The following is a 26,703-nucleotide window of genomic DNA, read 5'->3' on the forward strand; positions in this document are numbered from 1 at the left end:
GCCCCCGGTTTTGGCTCTCAGGCTTTCTGTCCAACCGGTAGCCAGATTTCCACCGTCCCGGTGCCCTTTTTCCCGTCAAAGTCCGCACTGTAGCGCTCGAAATCCGCGCCCATCACCTTGTAGCCCGAATGCGGCAGCCATTCGAACATGATGCGCTCGTACGTCTGTTCGAGCGCCCGCACAGGCCCGTAATGCGTGAACACGGCGTAATTGAGCGGCGCAATTTCGATGAACTGGAAATTGCTCGGCACATCGCCCTTGGTCGGGACTTCAACACCGGCCATGTAGTCGAATTCGCCGTGCTTGGGGTTATGGCAAACACCATACGTCACGCCGCCGACGCGCTTTTTGATGTCCTTGATGCACGTGTCGAACAACTCCCACAGATTGGGGATATCGCCTACGGTAGCCTTCGAATAGCGCCCTTGAACGCCGGCGATCACCATGGCCTTGCCGGCTTCCATGCGTGGCTCCAGCGGTTGTTTTGTCTGCTGATCCATACGAACAGTCTCCTTCTTATGAGGGAACAAACCCGCATCGAGTATAGGGGCATATCCGAGTCGCGCTCCATGTGGAAATTTTTCCTACGCATCTGGACAACTGGCCATCATCGACCGTATTGTCTGCCCGCATGCCACCGCAGTGGCCGACGTCGCTCGGACGGTTCCGGGCGCTTACGTACCTCGAGGCAACAATGGCAGACCAAGGTTCGCCGCGCCGCTTTGCGCGCATAGATCGACTCCCCCCCTACGTGTTCAATATCACTGCCGAGCTGAAGATGGCTGCGCGTCGGCGCGGCGAAGACATCATCGACTTGAGCATGGGTAACCCCGACGGCGCCACGCCCCCGCACATCGTGGAGAAAATGGTCACCGTCGCCCAGCGTGAAGACACCCACGGCTACTCCACGTCCAAAGGCATTCCGCGCCTGCGCCGGGCGATTTCGCGTTGGTACAAAGATCGTTATGAGGTGGACATCGACCCCGAGTCGGAAGCCATCGTCACCATCGGTTCCAAAGAAGGCCTGGCGCACTTGATGCTGGCCACCCTGGACCAGGGCGACACCGTGCTGGTGCCCAACCCCAGCTACCCGATTCACATCTACGGCGCCGTGATTGCCGGCGCCCAAGTGCGCTCGGTGCCGCTGGTGCCCGGCGTGGACTTCTTCGCTGAGCTTGAGCGGGCGATTCGCGGCTCGATCCCCAAGCCGAAAATGATGATCCTCGGCTTCCCGTCCAACCCCACCGCGCAGTGCGTGGAGCTGGATTTCTTCGAGCGCGTGATCGCCCTGGCCAAGCAATACGACGTGCTGGTGGTGCATGATTTGGCCTACGCCGACATCGTCTACGACGGCTGGAAAGCCCCGTCGATCATGCAAGTGCCCGGCGCCAAGGACATTGCGGTGGAGTTTTTCACCCTGTCCAAGAGCTACAACATGGCCGGCTGGCGTATCGGCTTCATGGTGGGCAACCCGGAACTGGTCAACGCCCTGGCGCGGATCAAGAGTTACCACGACTACGGTACCTTCACGCCGCTGCAAGTGGCGGCGATTGCGGCGCTGGAAGGTGACCAGCAGTGTGTGAAAGACATTGCCGAGCAGTATCGTCAGCGCCGTAACGTGCTGGTAAAGGGTCTGCATGAGCTGGGCTGGATGGTGGAAAATCCGAAGGCGTCGATGTATGTCTGGGCCAAGATTCCCGAGCAGTATGCCGCCATGGGCTCGCTGGAGTTTGCCAAGAAACTGCTGCTGGAGGCGAAGGTATGTGTATCGCCGGGGATTGGCTTTGGTGAGTATGGTGACGATCACGTGCGCTTCGCGCTGATCGAGAACCAGGACCGGATTCGCCAGGCGGTGCGGGGAATTCGCGGGATGTTCCGGGCGGACGGGCTGGTAGCAAAACCCGGGGTCTGACTCGGTCAAAAAGTGGGAGGGGGCTTGCTCCCGATAGCGGTGAATCAGCCACCACATGCAGTGGCTGACACTCTGCTATCGGGAGCAAGCCACCTCCCACAATGGATTGGGTTTCCAGCTTTTGTTGCGGGGTGTGGCTTAGACCGCCAACGACAGCAGCATGACAAAGATCAGCGCCCGACTCGGTCAAAATTGTGGGAGGGGGCTTGCTCCCGATGGCGGTGACTCAGCCACCACATGCAGTGGCTGACACCCTGCTATCGGGGGCAAGCCCCCTCCCACATTGGTTGAGTGGTGTGGCTTACACCACCAACGACAGCAGCATGATGAAGATCAGCGCCACCACCGACAGAATGGTTTCCATCGCCGTCCAGGTCTTGAATGTCTCGGCCACGGTCATGTTGAAGTACTGCTTCACCAACCAGAACCCCGCGTCGTTGACGTGCGACAGGATCAACGAACCCGCCCCCGTCGCCAGCACCAGCAGCTCGCGGTTAACCCCTGGGATCATGCCCACCACCGGCACCACGATGCCCGCGCCGGTAATGGTTGCCACGGTTGCGGAGCCTGTGGCCACACGAATCACCGCGGCCACCAGCCACGCCAGCAGGATCGGGTTGATCTGCGCATTCACCGCCATGTGGCCAATCACGTCGCCCACGCCGCTGGTCACCAGCATCTGCTTGAAGCCGCCACCGGCACCAATGATCAGGATGATCGCGGCGGTAGGTGCAAGGCTGGCGTCGAGCAGTTTGAGGATCTGCTTGGAATGGATGCCCTGGCGATGGCCGAAGGTGTACAACGACAGCAGCAACGCCAGCAACAGCGCGGTGATCGGGTGACCGATCATGTCCATCCAGTTGCGCACCACGTTGCCTTCGGCGAACGCGATGTCGGCGAAGGTTTTGAGCAGCATCAAAAACACCGGCAGCAGCACGGTGACCAGGGTGATGCCGAAGCTTGGCAGCGATTTGTTATCGGTCTCGCGGGCCAGTTGATCCACCAGTTCCTGAGACGGGTTGCCCGGAATGTACTTGGCGATGAACGTACCGAAGATCGGGCCGGCAATGATGGCGGTTGGCAGTGCGACGATCAGGCCATACAGGATGGTCTTGCCGATATCCGCGCCAAACACGCCGATGGCCAGCAGCGGGCCCGGGTGCGGCGGCACCAGGCCGTGCACTGCCGAGAGGCCGGCGAGCAGCGGAATACCGATCTTGATCAGCGACACACCGGTACGCCGCGCAACGATAAACACCAGCGGGATCAGCAGCACAAAGCCAATCTCGAAGAACAGCGGGATGCCCACCAGGAACGCGGCGAACATCATGGCCCACTGGACCTTGTCCTTGCCGAAGGCGCGGATCAACGTCTGGGCGATCTGATCGGCGCCGCCGGACTCGGCCATCATCTTGCCGAGCATGGTACCCAGCGCGAGGATGATGCCGACAAAGCCGAGCACCCCGCCGAAACCGTCCTGGAACGCCTTGATGATCTTGTCCACGGGCATGCCCGAGGTCAGGCCGAGGAAACCGGCCGCGATGATCAGTGCAATGAACGGGTGCACCTTGAACTTGGTGATCAGAATGATCAACCCGATGATAGTGACTACTGCGTCTAGCAGCAGGTATGACTCGTGGGACATGCCAAACATGGGGGGTCTCTCCTGTTTGTTGTTGTTATTAAAGCGGGTGTTGAACTTCCTGCCGGGGATAGCGCTATCTTTCCGGCAAAAAATTAGTGATTAGGTTCAAAGCCGTGCTTGAGCCACCAAGTGTTGGTCTGCTCGGCCAGCTCCTCGACGCTGTCTTCGCTGGCGTTGAGAGCCAGGGTCAGCGGCTCGCCCTTGGGTGATTCAAGGGTGGCGAACTGGCTGTCGATCAGGCTGGCCGGCATGAAATGGCCCGGGCGATGGGACACGCGGTCGGCAGCCACTTCACGGGTCAGCTCCAGGAATACAAAGCCCAGCCCCGGCGCGGCTTCGCGCAGGTGATCGCGGTATTTCTTTTTCAGGGCCGAACAGGTGAGCACCGGATGCTCCCCGGCCTTGAGCGAACGGCGCAGTTCATCGCAGAGGATGTCGAGCCAGCCGGCGCGGTCGTCGTCGTTGAGGGGGTGGCCGGCGCTCATCTTTTCGATGTTCGCGGCGGGGTGAAAGCTGTCGCCTTCAATGGCGGTGGCGCCGTTCAGACGGCACAGGGCCTCGCTGACGCTGGTTTTGCCACAGCCGGCAACACCCATGATGACCAGGGCAGTAACAGGTTGACTCATAAACACCTCAGGACGCAGATAGCGCTACCTTTGCACAGCGTAAGGCTAGTGCAAAAACAGGCTTTTCCCGCGCCGTCTTGTCTTTTTTTATGGAGTGACGCGTGCATCCGCTCCAATCATTTGAACGGGATCAGGCAACCCAACGTTCAAGCATTTGCAGCCGTTTGGAGACAGCGCTACCTTAGTGCCTCGATTTTTGTTTGGCAAGCCGCCTGATGACCTCTAAGAACGATAAAAATACCCGTACCACCGGTCGCCCCACATTGAATGAAGTTGCCCGTCTGGCCGGCGTCAGCCCGATCACCGCCTCCCGCGCCCTGCGCGGTATCAGCACCGTCGCCGCCGAACTGGTGGAAAAAGTCCAGCAAGCCGCCGCCGAACTCAACTACGTGGTCAACCCCGCTGCCCGTGCGCTGGCGTCGGCCCAGAGCCATTCGGTAGTGGTGCTGGTGCCGTCTTTGTCCAACCTGCTGTTTATCGAAACATTGGAAGCCATTCACCAGGTGCTGCGGCCCAAGGGTTTTGAAGTACTGATCGGTAACTTCCACTATTCCCGTGACGAAGAAGAAAACCTGCTGCGCAACTACATGGCCTACCAGCCTCGAGGTTTGCTGCTGACCGGGTTCGACCGCACCGAAAGCGCGCGACGGATGGTCGAGGCCAGCAACGTGCCCTGCGTATATATGATGGACCTGGACCCGAATGCCGGCGTGAACTGCGTGGGTTTCTCGCAGTTGGCGGCGGGTGAGACGGCGGCGGCGCACCTGCTGTCCCGTGGGTACAAACGCTTGGCTTACATCGGCGCGCAACTGGATCAACGCACGTTGCTGCGGGGTGAGGGGTTCCGCCGAGCACTGCAAAACGCCGGCCTGTACGACCCGGCGCTGGAATTGCTGACCCCGCGCCCTTCGTCGGTCGGCCTGGGTGGCGAACTGTTTTTACAGCTGCTCGCAGCCCATCCGGATGTGGATGCGATCTTCTTCGGCAACGACGACCTGGCCCAGGGCGCCCTGCTCGAAGCCATGCGCCATGGCATCAACGTACCGCAGCGTGTAGCGGTGCTGGGCTTTAACGACTTGCCCGCCTCTTCCTTCATGGTGCCGCGCCTGAGCAGCATCAGCACGCCCCGCGAAGCCATCGGCCGGCGCGCGGCGGAGCACTTGCTGACGATCATGGCGGGTAACAGGATCGCCAAGCCGGTGGTGGATATGGGGTTTGAATTGCAGGTGCGGGAGAGTACGTGAAGGCTCGCGCTTAGTCGGACGGAGGGAGCCTGTAGCCGCCGCCCTCTGCGCCTTCGTGCAACGCTGCCTGGATACGCTCGTATAGCGCGTTGGCCTCCCGCGAACCGATGGATCGCGAGCAATCGCGTAACACGATACGAAGCAGGATGTTCTCTTGCCCAGGCAACAACCCCAGGCGAGCGATTGCTTGCGCTGGCAACTCATCTCGAGACCAGCGCCCCTTGATCTGCATTTCTTCCACCCACGCTGCGTCCTCACCTGCGGCGAGCAGCATCTTCTCAGTGATAACTTCTTCGCTTTGCCCCGGCGTCACCGCAAGAGAAATGTCTCGGGTAATCGAAGGCAATCGAGAAATCGGCTGCCACGGCTTCAAGTCGAACATTTGCGCCCTGACGCGGGGATGGGTATCACGCAGGAGTCGAATATCCGGAATGCCCTTGCGCAGCATGGTCAAACGATCCAGGCCCATCCCCAAAGCCAGGCCGCCGTGGTGGTGCGGATCGATATTCAAGCGTTCAAGTAACGACCGGGCGATGCACCCGCACTCCAACACCTCGATCGGTTCTCCATCAAGGATCAAGTTCACCTCGATACCACCTTCGGTGTAATGGTGGGGGCTGTCCGAGAACACCCATTCCATGGCGGGCACCGCAATGTCCAGGATGTCTCCCACCAGGCGCAGTAGCTGGTCCCGCTCAGCAAGCTGCGGCTCGCCCAATACCCACAGGTCCATCTGATGCGGTTCCGCGCAATGCCAGCGATCACGGCTATCACGTCGAAATGTCATGCCGGGCGCCGCCAACAGCCTCATCTGCCCAGGCTGGCGGTTTTCACTGGCCCGCTGTAACGCTGCCGGAATCAAACTGGTGGTTTGAGTTCGCAGCAGGCTGATGTCATCAACCCACCGGGTGTGGGCACTGCCCAGGGTAATTTCGCGGGTGTCGTAGCCGAGCAGGCCGTAGTTATCGTGGGCCGAAACCACACGCGGCCCTTCCAGCCACTGAGGGTCAGGCCAATGACGTGAGGTCAGGCCTTGGAGAATTTGATCAAGCAATAGTCGCACTGCGTGCGGCTCGAGGTTGAGGTCGGTTAGATCCTCTAATGTCAGGGCTCGTTTCAGTTCGGCGGCACTTATAACTTTTCTGCTTGGATACATATCTGCATCTCCTGCACCGTAAAAGCCAGAAGTACAAAAACTACGCCTTGGAATTTTACTAGAGCAACAGCTAGAACTTGAAAAACTATGTTTTCAGACTCTACCTACAAATATCACCTACAAACCTAGATCGTACTAATGGCTATCACATTGATTTTCTACGCCCGGATGTCGTTGTTCGTAAAGCGTTCACATGATCTGTACCAAGCAAGGCGTAGGAACGATCACGGGCACGTAGGAAGGCTGTAGGAAGCGGCTGACTCACGTAGCCCTGGCCATCCACCAATTGAGCGAGCTGAGCGTCTTGCTGGTGGGCAAGGCCATGGACCAACACACACCACGCGCTTAAGTCCCTACTCGGTCAAATGTGGGAGGGGGCTGCCCCCCCATGCTAAACATGGCTGTTTTTCCGCCCCCTACCTGTCAACTTTGACAGTAGGCAAGCGCCGGTGGGCGCCTTATAAGTACATCGTCAAGGATATCTCCTGACACTTGATTCTCACTGAAAAGGATCTTGCCATGTACTCGCCCACCTCCAATAAAACGCTATTCGTCAAAGGTGTGATCGGCTGCAATATATCGATTCCCCCCCACCCATTCACCTCAGAGTCAGTGACTCTTCAAGACGCGGGCGCTACCCGATTCTTAATCGTTGGCCACGACAGATCAAGGGGTCGAGCTGTATACATCTACCTGGATAAAGATATCTCCTGTGGAACTTTCGACATTGGGCAAGGCAAGAAAGTGTTTGCCTATTATTATCATAGTTACACGGAATTTGGATGGAACTACTATGCGGATAGTGGAACCTTCACGCTATCCCGTGTTGATTTCGCCAACTCGCTATTGGAGGGGACGTTTAACTTCAACGCGCCAGGCATGGAAAAAGGTGAACCGGAAATGAAGATAACGAACGGTGTTGTTAATCTGACTGGCCCTTCACATTGAAGAAGTATTTTTTATTCATTTGACGCGCTAAGGGCCCTTCGCTCGCCAGAGAGCTCTTAACGCCAACGCCTGACAAGAACCTCGCCCCCCCACCCCATGCCTCTGCTAAATTGAACTCCTTGTCATCGCCAAGGAAGCACCATGGGACATTCACTGAAAATCTTGGGCCGCGCCTCCTCCATTAACGTACGAAAAGTACTGTGGACCTGCCAGGAACTGGGTATCGACTACGTGCGTGAAGACTGGGGCATCGGCTTCAAGCCCACCCAATCCCCCGAATTTCTCGCCTTGAACCCCAATGCCCAGGTGCCGGTGCTGATCGACGACCATGGCGTGCTGTGGGAATCCAATACCATCTGCCGCTACCTGGTCGGCCTCTATCAACGCACTGACCTGCTGCCCGTCGAGCCCGCGCCACGGGCCCGCGTCGAACAATGGATCGACTGGCAAGCGGTCGAACTCAACCGTGCCTGGGGCGATGCGTTCACCGCGCTGGTGCGTAACAATCCCGACGGCCTGGACGCAACACAGATTGCCGCCGCCGTGCAACGCTGGAACAGCGTGATGGGCATTCTGGAACAACAGTTGGCCAAGACTGGCGCTTACGTAGCCGGCGATGAATTCACCCTCGCCGATATCCTGATCGGCCTCTCGGTGCACCGCTGGCAGGTGACGCCCATGGAGCGTCCGCCCTACCCCGCCATCGCGGCGTATTATCAACGACTCGGCGGACAGCATGCAGGCTTCAAGACCTTCGCGCTCGACGGCCATAATTAAACAAGGACACACCATGAACGGACTCAACGTACTGCTGACCGGCGCCTGCGGCAAAATCGGCAAGACCTTTTTCGAGGCGTCGAAAGACCGCTACCGCTTCACCTTGACCGACCGTGTCGAGCCGGACTTCGCGCTCGGCGAACACCGCTTCGTGCACGCTGACCTGAGCGACAAATCCGTCCTCGCCAGCCTGCTCGAAAACATCGAGGTGGTTGTACACCTCTCGGGTATCCCGGACCCCGATGCGTCGTTCGAGGAGCTGCTGCCCAATAATATCCTCGCCACCACCTACCTGTTCGAGGCCGCCGTGGCCGCCGGCGTGCAGCGCCTGGTATATGCCAGCAGCGCGCAAGCTGTCGAAGGTTATCCGGTAGACCGTGAGATCACCCCCGACATGCAAGTGATGCCGGCCAACCTGTATGGCGTGACCAAATGCTACGGTGAGGCGCTGTGTGGCTATTACGCGGCCAAAACCCCGCTCTCCACCATCGCCGTGCGCATTGGCGCGTTTGAGTTTCCCCAGCACGCGGACCTGAACAACGCCCGCGACCTCAGCGCGTGGCTCAGCCCGCGCGATGCGGTGCAACTGCTGCAGTGCGCGGTGGACACCCGCGATGTGAAACACCTGGTCGCCCATGGCATTTCCAATAATCGCTTCAAGCGCCTGGACCTGAGCGAAACCACACGTGTGTTGGGTTACCAACCGGTGGATGATGCGTTCCAGGTCTTTGAAATCCCCATCACTTACTGAGTGTTCTGACCCATGCCTGCACGCTCTACCACTGACGGCATCGACCCGACCCGCGCCGCCCACATCAGCGCACGTATCGACCGCCTGCCCGCCGTCGCCAGCATCTGGCGCCTGGTGGCATTGCTGTCGATCGGCGGTTTTTTCGAGCTGTATGACCTGTTCCAGACGGCCTATATCAGCCCAGGCCTGATCAGCGACGGGATTTTCCACACGGGCAACGAGGGCGTATTTGGCTTCTCCGACCAGGCCGCGTTCGCCTCGGCCACCTTCCTCGGCCTGTTCCTCGGCGCCAGCCTGCTGAGCCCCATCGCCGATCGTTTCGGGCGCCGGGCGATCTTCACCTTTGCGCTGATCTGGTACACCGTCGCCACGGTGCTGATGGGCATCCAGACGTCCGCCCTGGGCATTATCTGCATGCGCTTTCTGGTGGGGATCGGACTGGGTATTGAACTGGTGACGATCGACGCCTATCTGTCGGAACTGGTGCCCAAGCGCATGCGCAGTTCGGCGTTTGCCTTTGCGTTTTTCATCCAGTTCCTGTCGGTGCCTGCGGTGGCGCTGATGTCATGGTGGCTGGTGCCCCAGGCGCCGTTCGGGATCTCCGGTTGGCGCTGGGTGGTGCTCAGCAGTGCAGTCTTTGCGTTGTTTATCTGGCAACTGCGCAAGCGCCTGCCGGAATCACCGCGCTGGCTGGCGCAGAAAGGTCGTTTCGAGGAAGCCGGCACGATCATGGACACCCTTGAAGCGCGCTGCCTGAAGGATCACGGCAAGCCTCTGGATGCGCCGGAACCCGAGGCTGTCAGCGTGCAGGGCAGCGGCCGTTTCGCCGATATCTGGCAACCGCCCTACCGCCGTCGCGCCTTGATGCTGATCGTGTTCCATGTGTTCCAGGCCATCGGTTTCTTCGGCTTTGGCAACTGGTTGCCCGCCTTGCTGTCGGGCCAGGGCGTCAGCGTAACCCACAGTCTGCTCTACGCGTTTATCATCACGCTCGCCTATCCGCTGGGCCCGCTGCTGTTCGTGAAGGTCGCCAACCGTTTTGAGAACAAGTGGCAGATTGTCGGCTCGGCCTTGGGCGCGGTGATCTTCGGCAGCCTGTTCGCCTTGCAAACCACGGCGGCGGGGCTGATCTTCTGTGGGGTGATGATCACCTTCTGCAACGCCTGGCTGAGCTTCAGCTATCACTCGTATCAGAGCGAATTGTTCCCCACTAATATCCGTGCGCGGGCGGTAGGGTTCTGCTACTCGTTCAGCCGCTTGTCCACGGTGTTCAGCAGCCTGCTGATCGGTTTTATCCTCGAACACTTGGGCACACCGGGCGTGCTGGCGTTTATCGCAAGCAGCATGTTGATTGTGATGATTACCATCAGTTGGTTCGGGCCGCGAACGCGTAACCTGGCACTGGAGAATATCGCCCACTGACGGCAAGAGTTGGCCGTCGACGGGCCAGTGTTTGCCGCGACGGCGGCTTGGCGCCCAATAAAAACGGGCACGTCGTGCCCGGCATGCTAATTGCTCCAGCTGTCACACCGAACATTCCCCCAGGTGACCGATCATGCTGGTTAACAACGACACCCAAGCCGCGTCGACCGTCCAACAGCTCAAGCGCTCCGACATGGACCCGGCCAACGCCGCTGCCAGCGCGCTGTACAGCGGCGCCCTGCAAACGGCGCAGCAAAGCGTGACGGTGCCGGCCGCCCAGAAGGACCTGGACAAGGCGAGCGATCGCATCGACGAGGCCTTCGCCAAGACCCGCGTGCAGTTGCAAGCCACAGCGACGACCTCCGGGGCGCGGGCTGAACTCAGCGAGTACATGAGCAAATCGCCGGCCGAGCGTATCCGCGAGCAGTTGCTCAAGGATCAGGGGATGACAGAAGAGCAAGTGCAGGCCCTGCCGCAGCAACAACAGGACGCCATTGCCAGGCAAGTGGCGGAGCGTTTAAAGGAGCAGCAACAGCAGCAGGTAGCGGCGAAGGCGGCTGCTCCACAGGCCCAGGCAGTGAAAGACACCCTGGCAGCAATCTAAGCCACACAGCTGAACAAAAAATGTGGGAGGGGGCTTGCCCCAATGCCAGTCAGTTAAGGGCGAACACTGTACCTGTGGCGAGGGAGCTTGCTCCCGCTGGGCCGCGAAGCGGCCCCAGAAATGGGACTGCTGCGCAGTCCAGCGGGAGCAAGCTCCCTCGCCACAGGTTACTTTTTACCCTTTCTACTTCTTAACTGACTGGCATTGGGGCTTGCCCCCGATAGCAGCGTATCAGCCACCGATTCATTGACTGATCCACCGCCATCGGGAGCAAGCCCCCTCCCACATTTCGAATCTCTTTCACATCAGGTCAGCGGCGTTTTCAGTTATCAGCCAGCATTGCCAGCAGCGCGCCAGCCAAGTGTCCTGCCCCAGTAGCGTGGGGTTGCGCTCGGGTCCTGGGTTGAGCTGAATGACTGGTCGGTGTTGGCGGCGTTTCAGCAACGGGTGGGTGAGCGGCCCACTGTCATTGCGGCCCTGGCAGCTGAAACCCATGAGCTGAATACGTCGGAGGTACTCGGTAGCGAGGGAGCCGCTCCCTCGCCCCAGGGCTTATGGACCTTTGAACACAACCTGCTGCACATCGACCTTTTTCGGGATCAAGCCATTGGCGAAAAACAAATCGGCGGTGCGTTGCTGATTGGCGATGTCGACCGCCTGCAGCGGCCGGATCGGCTCGGGCGAGCGGTGTTCGAAGTAGCGTTTGACCACCGCCGGTTGCAGGCCCAGGGTCTTGGCCATCAGCGCGATGCTGTCTTCGGGTTGGTCCAGGGACAGACGCTGCGCCTTGCCGAGGGTTTGCAGGATGGTGGCAATGGCCTGGGGATTTTGCCGGGCAAACGCGCTGCTGGTCACGAAGAAGCTGCCGGCCGGATTGAGGCCCTCGCCGGTGCCCAACACGCGGGCGGCACCGTCAACCACGGCGGCCGAGTAGTAAGGGTCCCACACCACCCAGGCGTCCACCTTGCCTTGCTCGAACGCGGCGCGTCCGTCGGAAGGCGACAGGTACACCACGTTCACATCTTTCCACTGCAAACCGGCGCGCAGCAGGCTCTTGAGGAACAGGTTGTGCGCACTGGAACCCTTGAGCAGCGCCACGCGCTTGCCCTTGAGTTCGGCCACACTCTGAATGGGGCTGGTTGCAGGCACGAGAACGGCTTCGGTTTTGCCCTCATTGGGCTCGACGGCGATGTACTGCAACTCGATACCGGCGGCCTGGGCGAAAATGGGTGGGATGTCGCCGATATTGCCGATGTCCAGGCTGCCGGCGTTCAGCGCCTCGATCAGCGGCGGGCCACCGAGAAACTCGGTCCACTGCACCTGGGTGCCGGGCAGCGCGGCTTCGAACAGCTTGTGTTCACGGGCGAGGACCATGCTCACCGAGCTTTTCTGATAGCCAATGCGCAACGTGGCTGGATCGGCGGCCAGTGCCTTGGCGGCGACCAGCGAAAAAACGGCGGCAGCAATTATTTTCAGCATAAGAGCGCTTCCTTGACCTTGACGGCGGGTGCGGTTGGGCCCGGTATGTCGGGTGCTTCGAAGCAGCGATCCTAGCAAGCTCTCTTATTCATTAATAATATTAAAAAGTCATCTATTTATAACTTTATATGCGGACTCGCAGGCCGATGTTTGCGCCCTGCCGGCAACGGCTACAATGCCCGCTTGTCCTTTCATTGGTTTGAACATGCACATCGAACGCTTGGCAGCGCCGCTATGGCCGCTGCTGAACAAGTTTTACCGTAGCCACAACTCGTCGATGAAGGCGCTAAAGGACGGGCAGTTGTGGGTGGCGAGGGACACGCAGATCGTTGCCGGGTTATGCCTGACCCCCGTGGTCGGTGGGCAATGGCTGACCGGCGTGTTCGTTGACCCGGCTTATCGCGGCCAGGGGCTGGCGGCGCGGTTGATCCACCTGGCAGTGGCTGAAGTGGACGATAACGTATGGCTGTTTTGCCACCCGGACCTTGAAGGGATGTATCAGCGTATGGGTTTTTCACAGGACACCGTGCTGCCGCAATCGCTCAGTGAACGACTGGTTCGCTACAAGCGCAACAAGCCGATGATCGCGATGGGCCTTCAAATAACTTGATGACACACAACCCATGTGGGAGGGGGCTTGCTCCCGATAGCGGTGTGTCAGCCAATGAAAAATATTGACTGATCTACTGCTATCGGGAGCAAGCCCCCTCCCACATTTAGACCTGTTGCAGTTTGCCGGTCATTCGTCGGCGGTTGGGTCCATTTCCGGGAACAGCACTTCGATAAACCCGAACTTGCTGAAGTCAGTAATCCGCGACGGGTACAACCGCCCGATCAGGTGATCGCACTCATGCTGCACCACCCGTGCATGGAAGCCGTCGGCGAAGCGTACGATCGGCTCGCCCTTGGGGTCGAAGCCTTCGTAGCGGATCTGCTGATAGCGGTCCACGGCGCCGCGCAGGCCGGGCACGGACAGGCAGCCCTCATACCCCTCTTCCAGCACCGGGCTGAGCGGTGTGATCAACGGGTTGATCAGGATGGTCTGCGGTACCGGTGGGGCCTCCGGGTAGCGTTCGCTGGCCTCGAAACCAAAGATCACCAATTGCAGGTCCACACCGATCTGCGGCGCAGCCAGGCCGACGCCGCCGACGTGCTCCATGGTCTGGAACATGTCGTCGATCAGTTGCCACAGCTCGGGGCTGTCGAACATTTCCGGCGGCACTGGCGGGGCGATGCGCAGCAGACGTTCATCGCCCATTTTCAGGATTTCACGGATCATTGATCAGGCTCAACGGTAAGAGGCTTGGAATGGTCCCGGCCCAGGCCTGAGACATGTTGTTTTTCACCGGCATGGCCCGGTTCGTCGATTTCTTTTTCGCCGGGGTCCTTGCCTTCGGCGGACATGTGTTCGATCACGGCGTTCATTTCCGCGCCGAGCAACAGCACAGCGGCGGAAATATAGAAGTACAAGAGCAACACAATGATCGCGCCGATACTGCCGTACATGGCGTTGTAGTCGGCGAAGGTTTTGACGTAGTAGCCAAAGCCGAGGGAAGCGACGATCCAGACCACCACCGCCAATACGGAACCGGGGGTGATAAAGCGAAACTCCTGTTCGACATCCGGCATCACGTAGTACATGAGCGCCACGGCAAACATCAGCAGGATCACGATCAGCGGCCAGCGCACGAGGGTCCACAGCGTGACGACGAACTCCTGCATACCGATCTGCCCCGCCAGCCATTCCATCACCTGCGGGCCGAGCACCATCAGCGCGGCGGCGGCGAGCAGCATGCCGGCGATGCCGATGGTGTAGAAAATCGACAGCGGGAAACGCTTCCAGATCGGCCGCCCCTCCACCACGTCATAGGCCGCGTTCATCGCGCTCATCATCAGGCGCACGCCAGCGGAGGCGGTCCACAGGGCGATCACGATACCCACCGAAAGCAGCCCGCCCTTGGATTGCTGCAACTGGTCGATCACCGGGTTGACCTGCTCCAGTGCCTGGGGCGGCAATACCAGCTCCGACTGCAGGCGCAGCCAAGTGAAGAAATCTGGCAGATGCAGGAAACCGATCAGGGCAATCAGGAACAACAGGAAAGGAAACAACGAGAACAGCATCTGGTAGGCCAGAGCCGAGGCGTAGGTGGGCATCTCGTCGTCGACGAATTCCCTAACGGTGCGCACCAGCACCTTGTGCAGCTTGAGACCATCGAGTACCGGAAAAATCATAGCGTCTCCTTTCGCCGCAAAGAGGGTGAGGTCGCGGGCGACTCAGGGGCCGTTTTCTACATCAAAGTAGCCCATTTGGCGACTTTGAAACAATTTCTAAACTTTAGTTGCAGCCTTGGATACAAAAACGGCCATCCGTAGATGGCCGTCGGGCTGCTGGGATGAGCCAGCGGGACCGTCTTACTCGGTCGCTTTTTTCACTGCGTCCTTGGTCTTGCCCACTGCCTGCTGAGCTTCGCCTTTCTTTTCCTGGATCACGCCTTCAGCACGCATTTTGTCGTTGTCCGTCGCCTTGCCGACACCTTGCTTGACGTTACCGACGGCTTCATTAGCTACGCCTTTTACCTTATCGGAAGTGCTGCCCATGGTATTACTCCTGATAACTATCAAATGGTTTTAGGTCACTACGTAGCGGTTGACTCGAAGCCAAGCGACAGAGTTTCAATTATTTTTCAGTGCGCATTTCATCGAAAGGGGCAGGTTTGCCTTTATGTTTTGCGGCCAACCCACGAGAATGCCCGGCAGATTCAGGCTCGAACGCTGAATAACAGATCCCGTAGGAAGGTTATGAAACTCAATAAAGCACAGGCCATCGCCCGCAGAAACCAGGAACTGGGCGGTGCCGTACTCGGCGTCAACAACTGCCATTTCACCGACCTGGACCCCAAACGCAATATCTGGTGGTTCGACTTGCCAGTGGCGCGGATTGGCGTGGGCCAGTACGAGTGGATCCATCTGTTGATGCACAACGCCGAGACTGACCAACTGCTGCACCTGAAAGTGCCAACGGCGTTCCTGCGTGAGAACCTCGAAGGGTTGGTGGTGCGCAATGCCGGCAAGCGCAAGCCGGAAATCACCCTGGAACTGAGCGCCGACAAGGACTCGTTCCTCAAGGACGTGCGCCCTGCCGGTGCGGGGATCAGCTTTGCGCAGTTCTCCCTGTAATAACGCAGTCATAAATGTGGGAGGGGGCTTGCTCCCGATAGCTAAGTGTCAGTCACATTATCTGTGACTGGCCCACCGCTATCGGGAGCAAGCCCCCTCCCACATTTGAAGTGCGTTACTTTTTGAGACCGAGCTTCTTGAGTTCTTCATCGCGCAATTCACGCCGCAGAATCTTGCCCACATTGGTGGTCGGCAGCGCATCGCGAAATTCAACGGCCTTGGGCACCTTGTAGCCGGTGACGTTGGCGCGCATGTGTTCCATCACCTGTTCCTTGGTCAGGGTCGCCCCTGGCTTGACCACGATGAACAGCTTGATGTGCTCCCCGGACTTTTCATCCGGCACGCCGATGGCTGCGCACTGCAACACGCCCGGCAGGCCTGCCAGCACGTCTTCCAGTTCGTTGGGATACACGTTGAAACCCGAGACCAGGATCATGTCTTTCTTGCGGTCGACAATACGCATGTAGCCGTCGGGCTGGATGATCGCGATGTCGCCGGTCTTCAGCCAGCCTTCGCTGTCGAGCATCTCGTCGGTTGCGTCCTGGCGCTGCCAGTAGCCCTTCATGACCTGGGGGCCCTTCACGCACAGCTCGCCGGTTTCGCCCAGCGGCAGCTCGGTGCCGTCGTCGGCGATCACTTTACACACGGTGGATGGCACCGGGATGCCAATGGTGCCGATCTGGATATGCTGGATCGGGTTCACCGTGGCCACCGGGCTGGTCTCGGTCATGCCGTAGCCTTCGCAGATGCCACAACCGGTTACGGCTTTCCAGCGTTCGGCGGCCGCCAGCTGCAGCGCCATGCCGCCTGAAAGGGTGACCTTCAGCGCGGAGAAATCCAGCTTGCGGAAACCTTCGTTGTTGCACAGCGCCACGAACAGGGTATTGAGGCCGACAAAGCCGCTGAACTTCCACTTCGAGAGCTCCTTGACCATCGCCGGCAGGTCGCGCGGGTTGCTGATCAGGATATTGTGGTTGCCGATCAGCATCATCGCCATGCAATGAAAGGTAAACGCATAGATGTGGTACAGCGGCAGCGGCGTGATCAGGATCTCGCAGCCTTCATTGAGGTTGGAGCCCATCAGCGCCTTGCATTGCAGCATGTTGGCGACCAGGTTGCGATGGGTGAGCATCGCGCCCTTGGCCACGCCGGTGGTGCCGCCGGTGTATTGCAGCACCGCCACATCACCGCTGGCCGGGTTGGCATCGCTGACCGCCTGGCCCTGCCCCTTGGCCAGCACGTCATTGAACTTGATCGCTTGCGGCAAATGATAGGCCGGGACCATTTTCTTCACGTACTTGATCACGCTGTTGATCAACAGGCGCTTGAACGGCGACAGCAGGTCGGCGACTTCGGTCACGATCACGTGTTTGACGGCGGTCTTGGGCACGACTTTTTCAGCCAGGTGCGCCATGTTGGCCAGGCAAACCAGGGCCTTGGCCCCGGAGTCATTGAATTGGTGTTCCATTTCCCGCGCGGTGTACAGCGGGTTGGTGTTGACCACGATCAGCCCGGCACGGATGGCGCCGAATACGGCGACCGGGTATTGCAGGACATTGGGCAGTTGCACGGCGATTCGGTCGCCAGGCTTCAAGTCGGTGTGCTGTTGCAGGTAGGCGGCGAACGCGCCGGACAATTCGTACAGTTCACCGTAGGTGATGGTCTTGCCCAGGTTGCTGAAAGCCGGTTTGTTGGCGAAGCGCTGGCAGGACTGCTTCAGTACCGCCTGAATATTCGGATACTCGTCTGGATTGATTTGTGCAGCAATCCCGGCGGGGTACTTATCCTTCCAAAAGTCTTCGTTCATGGAAGCCCACTCCTCAGCGACGCGAATTCATCATCGCATTTGATGCGATTATTATTGGTGTATGTTTTTTTAAGGTGAATCTGGCGCTTCAAGCAGGCCTAGACGTCACAAAGCGCGCCGAGAGTAGCAGCTTTGCCAAGGGCCGACTAGAGCCAAAAGAGGGCCCTACGGTCACTAACACGACTGTCCTACAATAATTGGTCACACTTTTAACGCAGGCAAAATAACCCACTGAAAGGCTCTGGAACAGGGCTTAGCGGGCAATACAAAACAATGTGGGAGGGGGCTTGCTCCCGATGGCGGCGGATCAGTCGATGCAGCGGTGACTGTTCCAACCTCATCGGGGGCAAGCCCCCTCCCACATTTTTAGCTATTCACTTCAGGCGATGTCGCGCAGCTCCCGCCGCAGGATTTTCCCCACCGGCGTCATAGGCAGCGAATCCCTGAGCACGATGTGCTTGGGCACTTTGTACCCGGTGAAGTTGGTCTTGCAATACGCCTTCAACTCCTCAAGGCTCACACCTTCGGCACGCGCGACCACAAACAGCTTCACCGCTTCCCCCGTGCGCTCATCCGGCACGCCGATCACCGCGCAGTTGGCCACGGCCGGGTGGGCCATCACCACGTCTTCGATCTCATTGGGGTAGACGTTGAAGCCCGAGACGATGATCAGGTCTTTCTTGCGGTCAACGATGCGTATAAAGCCGTCGGTATCGATCACGGCGATATCGCCGGTCTTGAGCCATCCCTCGGCATCCAGTGCCTCGGCCGTGGCCGCCGGTTGCTGCCAATAGCCCTTCATCACCTGCGGGCCCTTGATGCACAGTTCGCCGCGTTCGCCCAACGGCAACTCAGCGCCGTCGTCATCGACCACCTTCATGGCCGTGGCCGGCACCGGAATGCCTACCGTGCCCAGTCGCGATTGATTGCCATAGGGGTTGGTGCTGGCTACTGGTGAAGTTTCGGTCAGGCCGTAGCCCTCGCCGATTGCACACCCGGTGATCTGCTGCCAACGCTCGGCGGTGGCCTTGATAAGCGCCGTGCCGCCGGAATTGGTCAACTTGAGATGAGAGAAGTCCAGGCTCTTGAAGTCCGGATGCTCCATCAGCGCCACAAACAACGTGTTGAGCCCCAGCAGCCCGGTGAAGTGCCACTTTTTCAGTTCCTTGATGAACCCGCCGATGTCGCGGGGGTTGGTGATCAGCACGTTGTGGTTGCCGGACACCATCATGCACATGCAATTCGCGGTGAATGCATAGATGTGGTACAGCGGCAGCGGCGCAATCATCACCTCCTGCCCTTCCTTGATCAGCGGATGGCCGTCATCCCCCAGTTGCGACATGCACGCCCGCGCCTGCTGCATATTCGCTACCAGATTGCCGTGGGTGAGCATCGCGCCCTTGGCCTGGCCGGTGGTGCCACCGGTGTATTGCAGCACGGCGATGTCCTCGAGGCTCACCGGATGTCGCGTCACGCCCAGGCCCGCGCCCATGCGCAAGGCGCGCTTGAACGACACCGCACGCGGCAGGTGGTAGGCCGGGACCATCTTCTTGACTTTGTCGACCACGGTGTTGACCAGCCAGCCTTTGGCGGCGGGCATGAAATCGCCCATTTTGGCTTCGATCAGGTAGTCGATCTCGGTGTCGGTACACACCTCCTGTACCCGCGAACCGAACAGGTTGAGGTAGACCAGCGCACGCACGCCGGCGTCCTTGAACTGGTGGCGCATTTCACGCGGGGTGTACAACGGGTTGGTATTCACCACGATCAGCCCGGCGCGCAGTGCGCCAAAAACCGCAATCGGGTAATGCAACACGTTGGGCATCTGGACTGCGATGCGCTCGCCGGGCTTGAGGTCGGTGTGCTGCTGCAGGTAACCGGCGAACGCCGCACTCTGGCGCTCAAGCTCGGCGTAGGTCAGGGTAATGCCCATGTTGCTGAACGCCGGACGGTCGGCAAAGGTCTTGCAGGAACGCTCGAAGACTTCGATCACTGATTGATAGGCAGTCAGGTCGATGGTGTTAGGCACACCCGCCGCGCGTTTGTCATTCCAAAAATCAGGTTGCATTATTCTTGTCCTCTTTACCTGAGTGTGTCCGGCCGCTTTTCTATGCAGCTACAAAGAGCGGAGCTTTGAGGACGTTAGCAGTAATGGCCAAACAGGCAATACACTCAACTGTGTCATTGATTGTATGAATCTTGTCGCTGAGGCGCAGGCAGATACCCCGCCCCCCACCCGATGAGCTATACACTGCAACGACCCTGCGCAAAGGAACCGCCATGAACCACAGCACTTTCTGGCTGACCGCGAACGACCACAGCCGCCTGTACGTCAATCAATGGATGCCCGCCGAGCCTCCCAGGGCCCTGGTGATGCTGTCCCATGGCATGGCCGAGCACAGCGGCCGCTATGGGCGCCTGGCGCAGGCGTTGTGCGGCGCCGGCTATGGTGTGTATGCGCTGGACCAACGTGGGCATGGCCGTACCGCCGACGAAGGCACCTTGGGGCTGTACGCCGAAGAGGATGGCTGGAACAAAGTGGTGGGCGACCTGGCCAGCCTTAACCAGCACATCGGCCAGCAGCAACCGGGGCTGCCGATTATTTTGCTCGGCCACAGCATGGGCAGCTATATCGCCCAGGCCTATCTGCTGCATCACAGCGCCAGCCTGCATGGGGCGATACTCAGCGGTTCGAATTTCCAGCCGGTGGCGTTGTATCGCGCGGCGCGGGCGATTGCCCGTATCGAGCGCGCGCGCCAGGGTATGCGCGGGCGCAGTGCATTGATTGACTTTCTGTCGTTCGGCTCCTTCAACAAAGCGTTCAAACCCAATCGCACCGCCTTCGACTGGCTCAGCCGCGACCCGGTTGAAGTCGACCAATACATCCATGACCCGCTTTGCGGTTTCCGCTGCACCAACCAGCTGTGGGTCGACCTGCTCGGCGGCTTGCAGCAAATCAGCAAAGCGTCCAATCTCGCGCAGATAGATCCGGGCCTGCCAATTCTGATAATCGGCGGCGAATGTGATCCGGTGAGTGAAGGCAAGCGTCTCAAAAGCCTGGCCCATGCCCTGCGCGATGCGGGCTGCCAGCACCTGCAATTGACGCTCTACCCGCAGGCACGTCATGAAGTGTTCAATGAAACCAACCGCGACGACGTCACCGCGGATGTGCTGACGTGGCTCGAGCACGCCCTGACAGTGCGCAGGCCTACCCGCTGCGAATAATTTTTCGTTTAAAATCAGCCAATTAAATTATCGATTAGCCACAGGATGCACCTTTAGATGACCCAGGTAACCAACACCCCCTACGAGGCCCTTGAAGTCGGCCAGACCGCCAGCTTCAGCAAGACCGTCGAAGAGCGCGATATCCAGTTGTTCGCCGCCATGTCTGGCGATCACAACCCGGTGCACCTGGATGCCGAGTATGCCAAGGCGACCATGTTCAAAGAACGCATCGCCCATGGCATGTTCAGTGGTGCGTTGATCAGCGCGGCGGTAGCCTGTGAACTGCCCGGCCCGGGCACGATTTATATCGGCCAGCAGATGAGCTTTCAAAAGCCGGTCAAGATCGGCGACACCCTCACCGTGCGCCTGGAAATCCTGGAGAAGCTGCCCAAGTTCCGTGTACGCATTGCCACGCGAGTGTTCAACCAGCGCGATGAGTTGGTAGTGGATGGCGAAGCGGAGATTCTTGCCCCGCGCAAACAGCAGGTAGTGACGTTGACCGAGCTGCCGCCGATCAGCATTGGCTGAAAATGACGCAATACAAATGTGGGAGGGGGCTTGCCCCCGATGGCGGTGATTCAGTCAATAAACCTATCGACTGATCCACCGCTATCGGGAGCAAGCCCCCTCCCACACTTTTTACAGCATCTACAACCCAGGGCTTACGACTGAGCGCGAGCCTGGTTACGCAGAGCTTTAACCTGGTCGTGGTTGCGCTGCACGCCGTGGTACTGACGTTCAACCAGATCACGAATACCCAGCAGGTTGTGCTTGTTGATCTTCTCGATCGCTTCCTTGTAAGCCTTCAGTGCGTGGTCTTCACCGCGCTCGGCTTCGTTCAGCACGGACTCTTCGTCCTTACCGGTCACCATCGATTTCACGTCAACCCAACCGCGATGCATAGCACCGGCCACGCTGCCGGATTCTTTCGGCTCGCCACCCAGGGCACGCACGGCAGTTTTCAGCTCGGTGGCAGCAGTGGCGCAATCGGCGGAGCGCTTGACGAACAGGGCTTTGAGTTCAGGGTGCTTAATGTCTTCAGCGCACTCCTGGAAACCCTTTTGGCCGTCGATGCTGGTTTCGATCAGGTCGTTCAGTACGGAGATGGATTCTTTATTGATGTCAGTCATTTTTCAATTCCTTATGTGGGTTGAGAAAGTTGTCTTAATGATTGCAGCGCTCGTGCCAGGTTTTGAAAAATTACTTATTTGTTGTATTTCAATGACTTACGAATTATTGAACCATCTGTATCGACGTTATTTGCATGATCTGTCATTTGGCCTTCATGCAGAATGCCTGTATTTTCCCCGCTATCGAATCAAACGCTGAAGCCCATGAACCCCGAAAAACTCGAATTGCTGATCACCCGCGAAATGCCCTTCGGCAAATACAAAGGGCGGATCATCGCCGACTTGCCCGGCCCCTACCTGAACTGGTTCGCCCGTGAAGGTTTTCCCCACGGGGAACTGGGTGGCTTGCTGGCACTGATGCAGGAAATCGACCACAACGGTTTGGCCGAATTGCTTGAACCGCTGCGCGTTAAACACGGTAAACCCGCCCCTCGCCATTAATTAAGAGCCTCGCCATGCCAAGGAATGCAAACAACGAAAGTCACTGGCAGGCCATCGCCCAGCGCTATGAGCTGGAGCCGGGCCCGATCAATCTGGAAAACGGCTACTTCGGGCGCATGAGCCGTGCAGTCCAGGCCCAGTACCTGGAACACGTTGCCTTCATCAATCGCAGCAACTCGGTGTACGTGCGTCAGCGCTTCGAGCAAGGGGAAAATCTCGAGATTCGTCGCCAACTGGCCGCTTTGATCGATGCAGACCCGGACTCGGTGGCCTTCACCCGCAACGCCACTGAAGCCTTGCAGTCGCTGATCCGCAACTACAACCGCCTGCAACCCGGCGACCAAGTGCTGATCAGTGACCTGGAGTACGACACGGTCAAAGGCGCGATGCGCTGGCTGGCCGGCGTGCGCGGTGTCGAAGTGATCGAGATTTCCCACGCTCACCCGGCCAGTTTCGACAGCCTCGTGCAGATCTATCGCGATACCTTCATTCAGTACCCGCGCTTGAAGCTGATGGCGCTGACCCATGTCACGCACCGCACCGGCCTGGTGATGCCGGTGGCGGCGATTGCCAAGGCTGCGCGTGAGCAGGATATTGATGTAATCCTCGACGGCGCCCACGCTCTGGGCCAGATCGATTTCAACCTGGCCGAGTTGGGCATTCAGTTCGCCGGCTTCAACTTGCACAAATGGATCGGCGCCCCGCTGACCCTGGGCTTTCTCTACATCGCCCCCGAGCGCTTGGCGGATATCGACCCGGACATGGGTGAATTCCACTACCCCGCCACGGATGTACGCGCGCGTACGTCCTACAGCACGCCTAACTTTCCGGCACTGATGAGCATGCCGTTGGTGTTTGAAGAACACCGGCAATTGGGCGGCGCGGCGGCCAAGGGCGCACGGGTCAATTACCTGCGCAATCGTTGGGTGAACCAGGTGCGGACTGTGCCGGGAATCGAAGTGCTGACGCCGGATGATCCGAGGCTGTATTGCGGGATTACCGCGTTCAAGTTCGTTGGGCGCGATCAGCAAGTGATGGTGGATCGGTTGCTCAACGATTACGGGCTGTTCACCACCACCCGCACGGGTTCGGCGTTTGGCACGTGTATTCGGGTGACACCGGGATTGGTGACGTCAGCACAAGACATCGGCACGCTGGTCAACGCCATTACCGAGCTGAGCGAAGATTAAATGTGGGAGGGGGCTTGCTCCCGATAGCGGTGAATCAGTCACTACATGTATTGACTGAACCACTGCTATCGGGAGCAAGCCCCCTCCCACATTGGTTTTGTGGCGTTCTCCAGGTTTTCTACAGGCAAAAAAAAGCGGTACACCGACCAAGTGCACCGCAAAAATGCCGTTAAGCACAGCAACAACGATTCGATAAATCAGATCAATCCAGCAGCGCCAGCGCCTCGGCGGTGACTTCCTGGATACGCGCCCAATCGCCGTTCTTTACCCATTCAGGATCAAGCATCCAGCTACCGCCCACGCACATCACGTTTTTCAACGCCATGTAGCTTTTGATGTTGGCCGGGCCGACGCCGCCGGTCGGGCAGAATTTCACTTCGCCGAACGGGCCACCCAAGGCCTTGATCGCCGCCACGCCGCCGCTGACTTCGGCCGGGAACAGCTTGAAGCGGCGGTAGCCCAGGCCATAGCCTTCCATGATGCCGGAGGCATTGCTGATGCCAGGCAGCAGCGGGATCGGGCTGTGCACCGAGGCTTCCAGCAGGTCGCGGGTGATGCCGGGGGTGACAATGAACTGCGAGCCGGCCACTTCTGCCGCTTCGAGCATATGACGGTCCAGCACAGTGCCGGCACCGGTGCACAGCTCAGGGCGCTGTTCGCGCAACACCTGGATGGCCTTGAGGCCGAACTCGGAACGCAGGGTCACTTCCAGGGCGGTCAGGCCACCGGCAGCCAGGGCATCGGCCAGGGGCAGGATGTCCTGCTCGCGGGCGATGGTGATCACCGGCAGGATCCGCGCCTTGGCGCAGAGGCTGTCGATCAGGGCAACTTTATCCGCCATGGACACGGTCGGTTGAGGGCTTTTCATAGCGGCTGATCCTTGGCTCATGGGCACCAGTAAATCTCTAAAGTAGGTTGCAAAAACGCGCGAATCGGCATGGCGGCGACATCGTCACCGGCCAGCGCGGCGCTCAAGGTAGTCAACTTCGAACTGCCGGAAATCGACAGCACGGTGTAGTGGGCCGTGGCCAGCAATGCACGACTCATGGTCAGGCGCTGGTGCGGCACGGTCGGCGCCAGCATTGGCCAGCAACGGCGGGTGCCGTCGGCCTGCAACGCCTGGGCGAGGTTCGGGCTGTTGGGAAACAGCGATGCGGTGTGGCCGTCATCGCCCATGCCCAGCACCAGCACATCGATCGCCGGCAGTTCGGCCAGCAGGCGATCAGCCTGCTCGGCCGCCTCTTCAAGGTTGGCGGCAGCGCTGTACAGGCTCAAGAATTTCGCCTTGGCCGCCGGGCCCTGCAGCAGGTGCTGCTTTAACAAGCCGGCATTGCTGTCGGCATGTTCCACCGGCACCCAACGCTCGTCGGCCAGGGTGACCGTGACCTTGGACCAGTCCAGGGCTTGCCTGGCCAGGTTCTGGAAGAACGCCACCGGGCTGCGGCCACCGGACACCACCAGGGTGGCCGCGCCACGGGCGCTGATGGCCACGCGCAATTGTTCGGCCACGTCATTGGCCAGGCCGTCCGCCAACAGCACGGGCGTACGGTACTCATGGGCAGTGACGCCCTGAGGCAGTTTCAATTCAGATATCGCCATACCACGACCTCCCATCCCGCGTGATCAGTGCAATCGAGCTCATCGGCCCCCAGGACCCCGCCGCGTACGGCTTGGGCGCATCACCGGATTTTTTCCACCCGGCGATCAACTGGTCACACCACTTCCACGCGGCTTCAATTTCATCTTTGCGAACAAACAGGTTCTGATTGCCGCGCATCACTTCCAGCAACAACCGCTCGTAGGCATCGGGAATCCGTGCGCTGCGATAAGTGTCGGAAAAATTCAGTTGCAGCGGCCCGCTGCGCAGTTGCATGCCCTTGTCCAGGCCCTGCTCCTTGGTCATCACGCGCAAGGAAATACCTTCGTCCGGCTGCAGGCGGATGATCAACTTGTTGCTGATCTGCAAGCGCTGCTCGGGGGCGAAGATATAGTGGGACGGTTCCTTGAAGTGGATGACGATCTGCGACAGCTTTTGCGGCATGCGCTTGCCGGTACGCAGGTAGAACGGCACCCCGGCCCAACGCCAGTTACGAATATCGGCCCGCAGGGCGACGAAGGTCTCGGTGTCGCTCTGGGTGTTGGAATTCTCTTCTTCCAGGTATCCCGGCACGGCTTTACCGGCGCTGTAGCCGGCAATGTACTGGCCGCGCACCACCTGGGTGGTCAGGCCTTCCGGGCTGATCGGCGCCAGGGCCTTGAGCACCTTGACCTTCTCGTCGCGAATGCTGTCGGCGGACAGATCGGCCGGCGGGTCCATGGCGATCAGGCACAGCAGCTGCAACAGGTGGTTCTGGATCATGTCGCGCAGTTGGCCAGCCTTGTCGAAGTAGCCCCAACGGCCCTCGATGCCAACCTGCTCGGCCACGGTGATTTCCACGTGGGAAATGTAGTTCTGGTTCCATTGGGTTTCGAACAGGCTGTTGGCGAAACGCAAGGCGATCAGGTTCTGGACGGTTTCTTTGCCCAGGTAGTGGTCGATACGGTAGGTGCGGTTTTCCGGGAAAAACTGCGCGACGGCGTCGTTGACCTTGCGCGAGGATTCCAGGTCCGAACCAATCGGCTTTTCCAGCACGACGCGGGTATTTTCCGCCAGGCCGGCCTTGGACAGGTTTTCGCAGATCGCGCCATACACGGCGGCCGGGGTGGCGAAGTAAGCGATCAGGCGCTGTTCGCTACCGACCTTTTCGGCAAGGGCGACGTAGTCGTCGGCCTTCATGAAGTCGACATGCACATACGCCAGGCGCGCCAGGAAACGCTGGGCCACGGCTTCGTCCAGCTCCTTGCCGACGTATTTGCGCAGTTCTGTTTCGATATGGGCCAGGTGCTGCTGCTCGGAACCGGCTTCGCGGGCCAGGGCCAGGATGCGCGTGTCATCGTGCAGCAAGCCGGCGCCATCGAGTTGATAGAGGGCAGGAAATAACTTGCGCAGCGCCAGATCACCCAAGGCGCCAAACAGGGCAAAGGTGCAGGGTTCTACGGTTATCAAAGGCATGATGTTTGTTCTTTTATCAAGTTAAGCTACAAATACCTTTTTTCAAGGCATCACTCAAGGAAAAATGTAGTAATAACCACAACATTTTCCGCAAATACGCATTGCGAGTGGTGGTGT

At 59.2% G+C, this 26,703-nt stretch carries 27 protein-coding genes and 1 pseudogene; 14 read left to right on the forward strand and 14 right to left on the reverse strand.

Annotation, left to right across the window (positions count from 1 at the left end; genetic code table 11):
- Positions 1–17: 17 nt before the first annotated feature.
- Positions 18–500 (reverse strand): GyrI-like domain-containing protein, encoded by a 483-nt coding sequence (locus C4J86_RS20200; RefSeq protein ID WP_124364090.1) that lies wholly within the window; start codon positions 498–500, stop codon positions 18–20.
- A gap of 194 nt (positions 501–694) precedes the next feature.
- Between C4J86_RS20200 and alaC the strand changes: the two genes are divergently transcribed.
- Positions 695–1,912 (forward strand): alanine transaminase, encoded by a 1,218-nt coding sequence (alaC, locus tag C4J86_RS20205; protein WP_124364091.1) that lies wholly within the window; start codon positions 695–697, stop codon positions 1,910–1,912.
- Positions 1,913–2,213: 301 nt separating this feature from the next.
- On the opposite strand, the gene C4J86_RS20210 is transcribed toward alaC, so the two are convergent.
- Positions 2,214–3,566 (reverse strand): GntP family permease, encoded by a 1,353-nt coding sequence (locus tag C4J86_RS20210; protein WP_124364092.1) that lies wholly within the window; start codon positions 3,564–3,566, stop codon positions 2,214–2,216.
- A gap of 83 nt (positions 3,567–3,649) precedes the next feature.
- A complete protein-coding gene (locus C4J86_RS20215) occupies positions 3,650–4,183 on the reverse strand; it encodes a gluconokinase (RefSeq protein ID WP_124371640.1) in 534 nt (177 codons plus the stop codon).
- 212 nt (positions 4,184–4,395) lie between these two features.
- Here C4J86_RS20215 and C4J86_RS20220 point away from each other — a divergent pair, with 212 nt between their 5' ends.
- Positions 4,396–5,427: a LacI family DNA-binding transcriptional regulator gene (locus C4J86_RS20220; protein WP_164487801.1), complete on the forward strand. Its 1,032-nt coding sequence runs from the start codon at positions 4,396–4,398 to the stop codon at positions 5,425–5,427.
- A 10-nt stretch (positions 5,428–5,437) separates the two neighbouring features.
- Here C4J86_RS20220 and C4J86_RS20225 read toward each other — a convergent pair whose 3' ends face one another.
- Positions 5,438–6,583, reverse strand: a complete 1,146-nt coding sequence (locus tag C4J86_RS20225) for a hypothetical protein (RefSeq protein WP_124371642.1) — start codon at positions 6,581–6,583, stop codon at positions 5,438–5,440.
- A 265-nt stretch (positions 6,584–6,848) separates the two neighbouring features.
- Between C4J86_RS20225 and C4J86_RS27130 the strand changes: the two are divergent.
- The 6 genes and pseudogenes from C4J86_RS27130 to C4J86_RS20250 all read left to right on the forward strand — a co-directional run.
- Positions 6,849–6,932, forward strand: a pseudogene (locus tag C4J86_RS27130) (DUF6124 family protein); the annotation flags it as partial.
- Between the two features lie 170 nt (positions 6,933–7,102).
- Positions 7,103–7,531, forward strand: coding sequence for a DUF6252 family protein (locus tag C4J86_RS20230; RefSeq protein WP_124371643.1), 429 nt, complete (start codon positions 7,103–7,105; stop codon positions 7,529–7,531).
- A 141-nt stretch (positions 7,532–7,672) separates the two neighbouring features.
- Positions 7,673–8,308, forward strand: coding sequence for a glutathione S-transferase family protein (locus C4J86_RS20235; RefSeq protein ID WP_124364099.1), 636 nt, complete (start codon positions 7,673–7,675; stop codon positions 8,306–8,308).
- A gap of 13 nt (positions 8,309–8,321) precedes the next feature.
- Positions 8,322–9,059: an NAD(P)-dependent oxidoreductase gene (locus tag C4J86_RS20240; RefSeq protein WP_124371644.1), complete on the forward strand. Its 738-nt coding sequence runs from the start codon at positions 8,322–8,324 to the stop codon at positions 9,057–9,059.
- A gap of 12 nt (positions 9,060–9,071) precedes the next feature.
- Positions 9,072–10,481, forward strand: a complete 1,410-nt coding sequence (locus C4J86_RS20245; protein ID WP_124371645.1) for an MFS transporter — start codon at positions 9,072–9,074, stop codon at positions 10,479–10,481.
- A gap of 133 nt (positions 10,482–10,614) precedes the next feature.
- Positions 10,615–11,085, forward strand: a complete 471-nt coding sequence (locus C4J86_RS20250; RefSeq protein ID WP_124371646.1) for a hypothetical protein — start codon at positions 10,615–10,617, stop codon at positions 11,083–11,085.
- A 552-nt stretch (positions 11,086–11,637) separates the two neighbouring features.
- Here the strand turns inward: C4J86_RS20250 and C4J86_RS20260 are convergent.
- Positions 11,638–12,564, reverse strand: a complete 927-nt coding sequence (locus C4J86_RS20260) for an aliphatic sulfonate ABC transporter substrate-binding protein (protein WP_124371647.1) — start codon at positions 12,562–12,564, stop codon at positions 11,638–11,640.
- Positions 12,565–12,769: 205 nt separating this feature from the next.
- Between C4J86_RS20260 and C4J86_RS20265 the strand changes: the two genes are divergently transcribed.
- A complete protein-coding gene (locus C4J86_RS20265) occupies positions 12,770–13,174 on the forward strand; it encodes a GNAT family N-acetyltransferase (protein WP_124371648.1) in 405 nt (134 codons plus the stop codon).
- Positions 13,175–13,303: 129 nt separating this feature from the next.
- Here C4J86_RS20265 and def read toward each other — a convergent pair whose 3' ends face one another.
- From def to C4J86_RS20280, 3 genes are all read right to left on the reverse strand, one after another.
- Positions 13,304–13,843 (reverse strand): peptide deformylase, encoded by a 540-nt coding sequence (gene def / locus C4J86_RS20270; RefSeq protein ID WP_124371649.1) that lies wholly within the window; start codon positions 13,841–13,843, stop codon positions 13,304–13,306.
- Positions 13,840–14,796 carry a YihY/virulence factor BrkB family protein gene (locus tag C4J86_RS20275; RefSeq protein WP_124371650.1) on the reverse strand — a complete coding sequence of 319 codons (957 nt, stop codon included), beginning with the start codon at positions 14,794–14,796 and terminating at the stop codon, positions 13,840–13,842. Before C4J86_RS20275 ends, def begins: the two co-directional genes overlap by 4 nt.
- Positions 14,797–14,976: 180 nt before the next feature.
- Positions 14,977–15,162 (reverse strand): CsbD family protein, encoded by a 186-nt coding sequence (locus tag C4J86_RS20280; protein ID WP_124371651.1) that lies wholly within the window; start codon positions 15,160–15,162, stop codon positions 14,977–14,979.
- 201 nt (positions 15,163–15,363) lie between these two features.
- Between C4J86_RS20280 and C4J86_RS20285 the strand changes: the two genes are divergently transcribed.
- The gene (locus C4J86_RS20285; RefSeq protein ID WP_124371652.1) at positions 15,364–15,741 is read left to right on the forward strand and encodes a hypothetical protein; all 378 of its coding nucleotides are present in this window, start codon (positions 15,364–15,366) and stop codon (positions 15,739–15,741) included.
- 115 nt (positions 15,742–15,856) lie between these two features.
- Here the strand turns inward: C4J86_RS20285 and fadD1 are convergent, their stop codons facing one another.
- Positions 15,857–17,548, reverse strand: a complete 1,692-nt coding sequence (fadD1, locus tag C4J86_RS20290) for a long-chain-fatty-acid--CoA ligase FadD1 (protein ID WP_124371653.1) — start codon at positions 17,546–17,548, stop codon at positions 15,857–15,859.
- Between the two features lie 379 nt (positions 17,549–17,927).
- Positions 17,928–19,616: a long-chain-fatty-acid--CoA ligase FadD2 gene (gene fadD2 / locus C4J86_RS20295; RefSeq protein WP_124371654.1), complete on the reverse strand. Its 1,689-nt coding sequence runs from the start codon at positions 19,614–19,616 to the stop codon at positions 17,928–17,930.
- Positions 19,617–19,828: 212 nt separating this feature from the next.
- Here fadD2 and C4J86_RS20300 point away from each other — a divergent pair, with 212 nt between their 5' ends.
- Both C4J86_RS20300 and C4J86_RS20305 read left to right on the forward strand, forming a co-directional pair.
- Positions 19,829–20,773 (forward strand): alpha/beta hydrolase, encoded by a 945-nt coding sequence (locus tag C4J86_RS20300; RefSeq protein WP_124371655.1) that lies wholly within the window; start codon positions 19,829–19,831, stop codon positions 20,771–20,773.
- Between the two features lie 57 nt (positions 20,774–20,830).
- Positions 20,831–21,301, forward strand: a complete 471-nt coding sequence (locus C4J86_RS20305) for a MaoC family dehydratase (RefSeq protein ID WP_034115694.1) — start codon at positions 20,831–20,833, stop codon at positions 21,299–21,301.
- A 134-nt stretch (positions 21,302–21,435) separates the two neighbouring features.
- Here the strand turns inward: C4J86_RS20305 and C4J86_RS20310 are convergent, their stop codons facing one another.
- Positions 21,436–21,903: a PA2169 family four-helix-bundle protein gene (locus C4J86_RS20310; RefSeq protein ID WP_124371656.1), complete on the reverse strand. Its 468-nt coding sequence runs from the start codon at positions 21,901–21,903 to the stop codon at positions 21,436–21,438.
- A gap of 204 nt (positions 21,904–22,107) precedes the next feature.
- On the opposite strand from C4J86_RS20310, the gene C4J86_RS20315 reads away from it, so the two are divergent.
- Entirely contained in the window at positions 22,108–22,344 is a 237-nt protein-coding gene (locus C4J86_RS20315; protein WP_104505342.1) for a DUF3820 family protein, read from the forward strand.
- A gap of 14 nt (positions 22,345–22,358) precedes the next feature.
- Positions 22,359–23,534 carry an aminotransferase class V-fold PLP-dependent enzyme gene (locus C4J86_RS20320; protein WP_124371657.1) on the forward strand — a complete coding sequence of 392 codons (1,176 nt, stop codon included), beginning with the start codon at positions 22,359–22,361 and terminating at the stop codon, positions 23,532–23,534.
- Between the two features lie 202 nt (positions 23,535–23,736).
- Here the strand turns inward: C4J86_RS20320 and C4J86_RS20325 are convergent, their stop codons facing one another.
- Genes C4J86_RS20325 through zwf form a run of 3 tightly spaced genes read right to left on the reverse strand, consistent with a single transcriptional unit; the run spans position 23,737 to position 26,586 of the window.
- Positions 23,737–24,402, reverse strand: coding sequence for a bifunctional 4-hydroxy-2-oxoglutarate aldolase/2-dehydro-3-deoxy-phosphogluconate aldolase (locus tag C4J86_RS20325; RefSeq protein ID WP_069076884.1), 666 nt, complete (start codon positions 24,400–24,402; stop codon positions 23,737–23,739).
- 17 nt (positions 24,403–24,419) lie between these two features.
- Positions 24,420–25,133 (reverse strand): 6-phosphogluconolactonase, encoded by a 714-nt coding sequence (gene pgl / locus C4J86_RS20330; RefSeq protein WP_124368115.1) that lies wholly within the window; start codon positions 25,131–25,133, stop codon positions 24,420–24,422.
- Complete coding sequence (gene zwf, locus C4J86_RS20335; protein WP_124371658.1) at positions 25,120–26,586, reverse strand: glucose-6-phosphate dehydrogenase; 1,467 nt, start codon at positions 26,584–26,586, stop codon at positions 25,120–25,122. The genes pgl and zwf overlap by 14 nt, the downstream gene beginning before the upstream one ends.
- Positions 26,587–26,703 lie beyond the last annotated feature (117 nt).

The organism is Pseudomonas sp. R2-7-07, assembly GCF_003852355.1.
In the GTDB taxonomy this organism is placed as follows: domain Bacteria; phylum Pseudomonadota; class Gammaproteobacteria; order Pseudomonadales; family Pseudomonadaceae; genus Aquipseudomonas.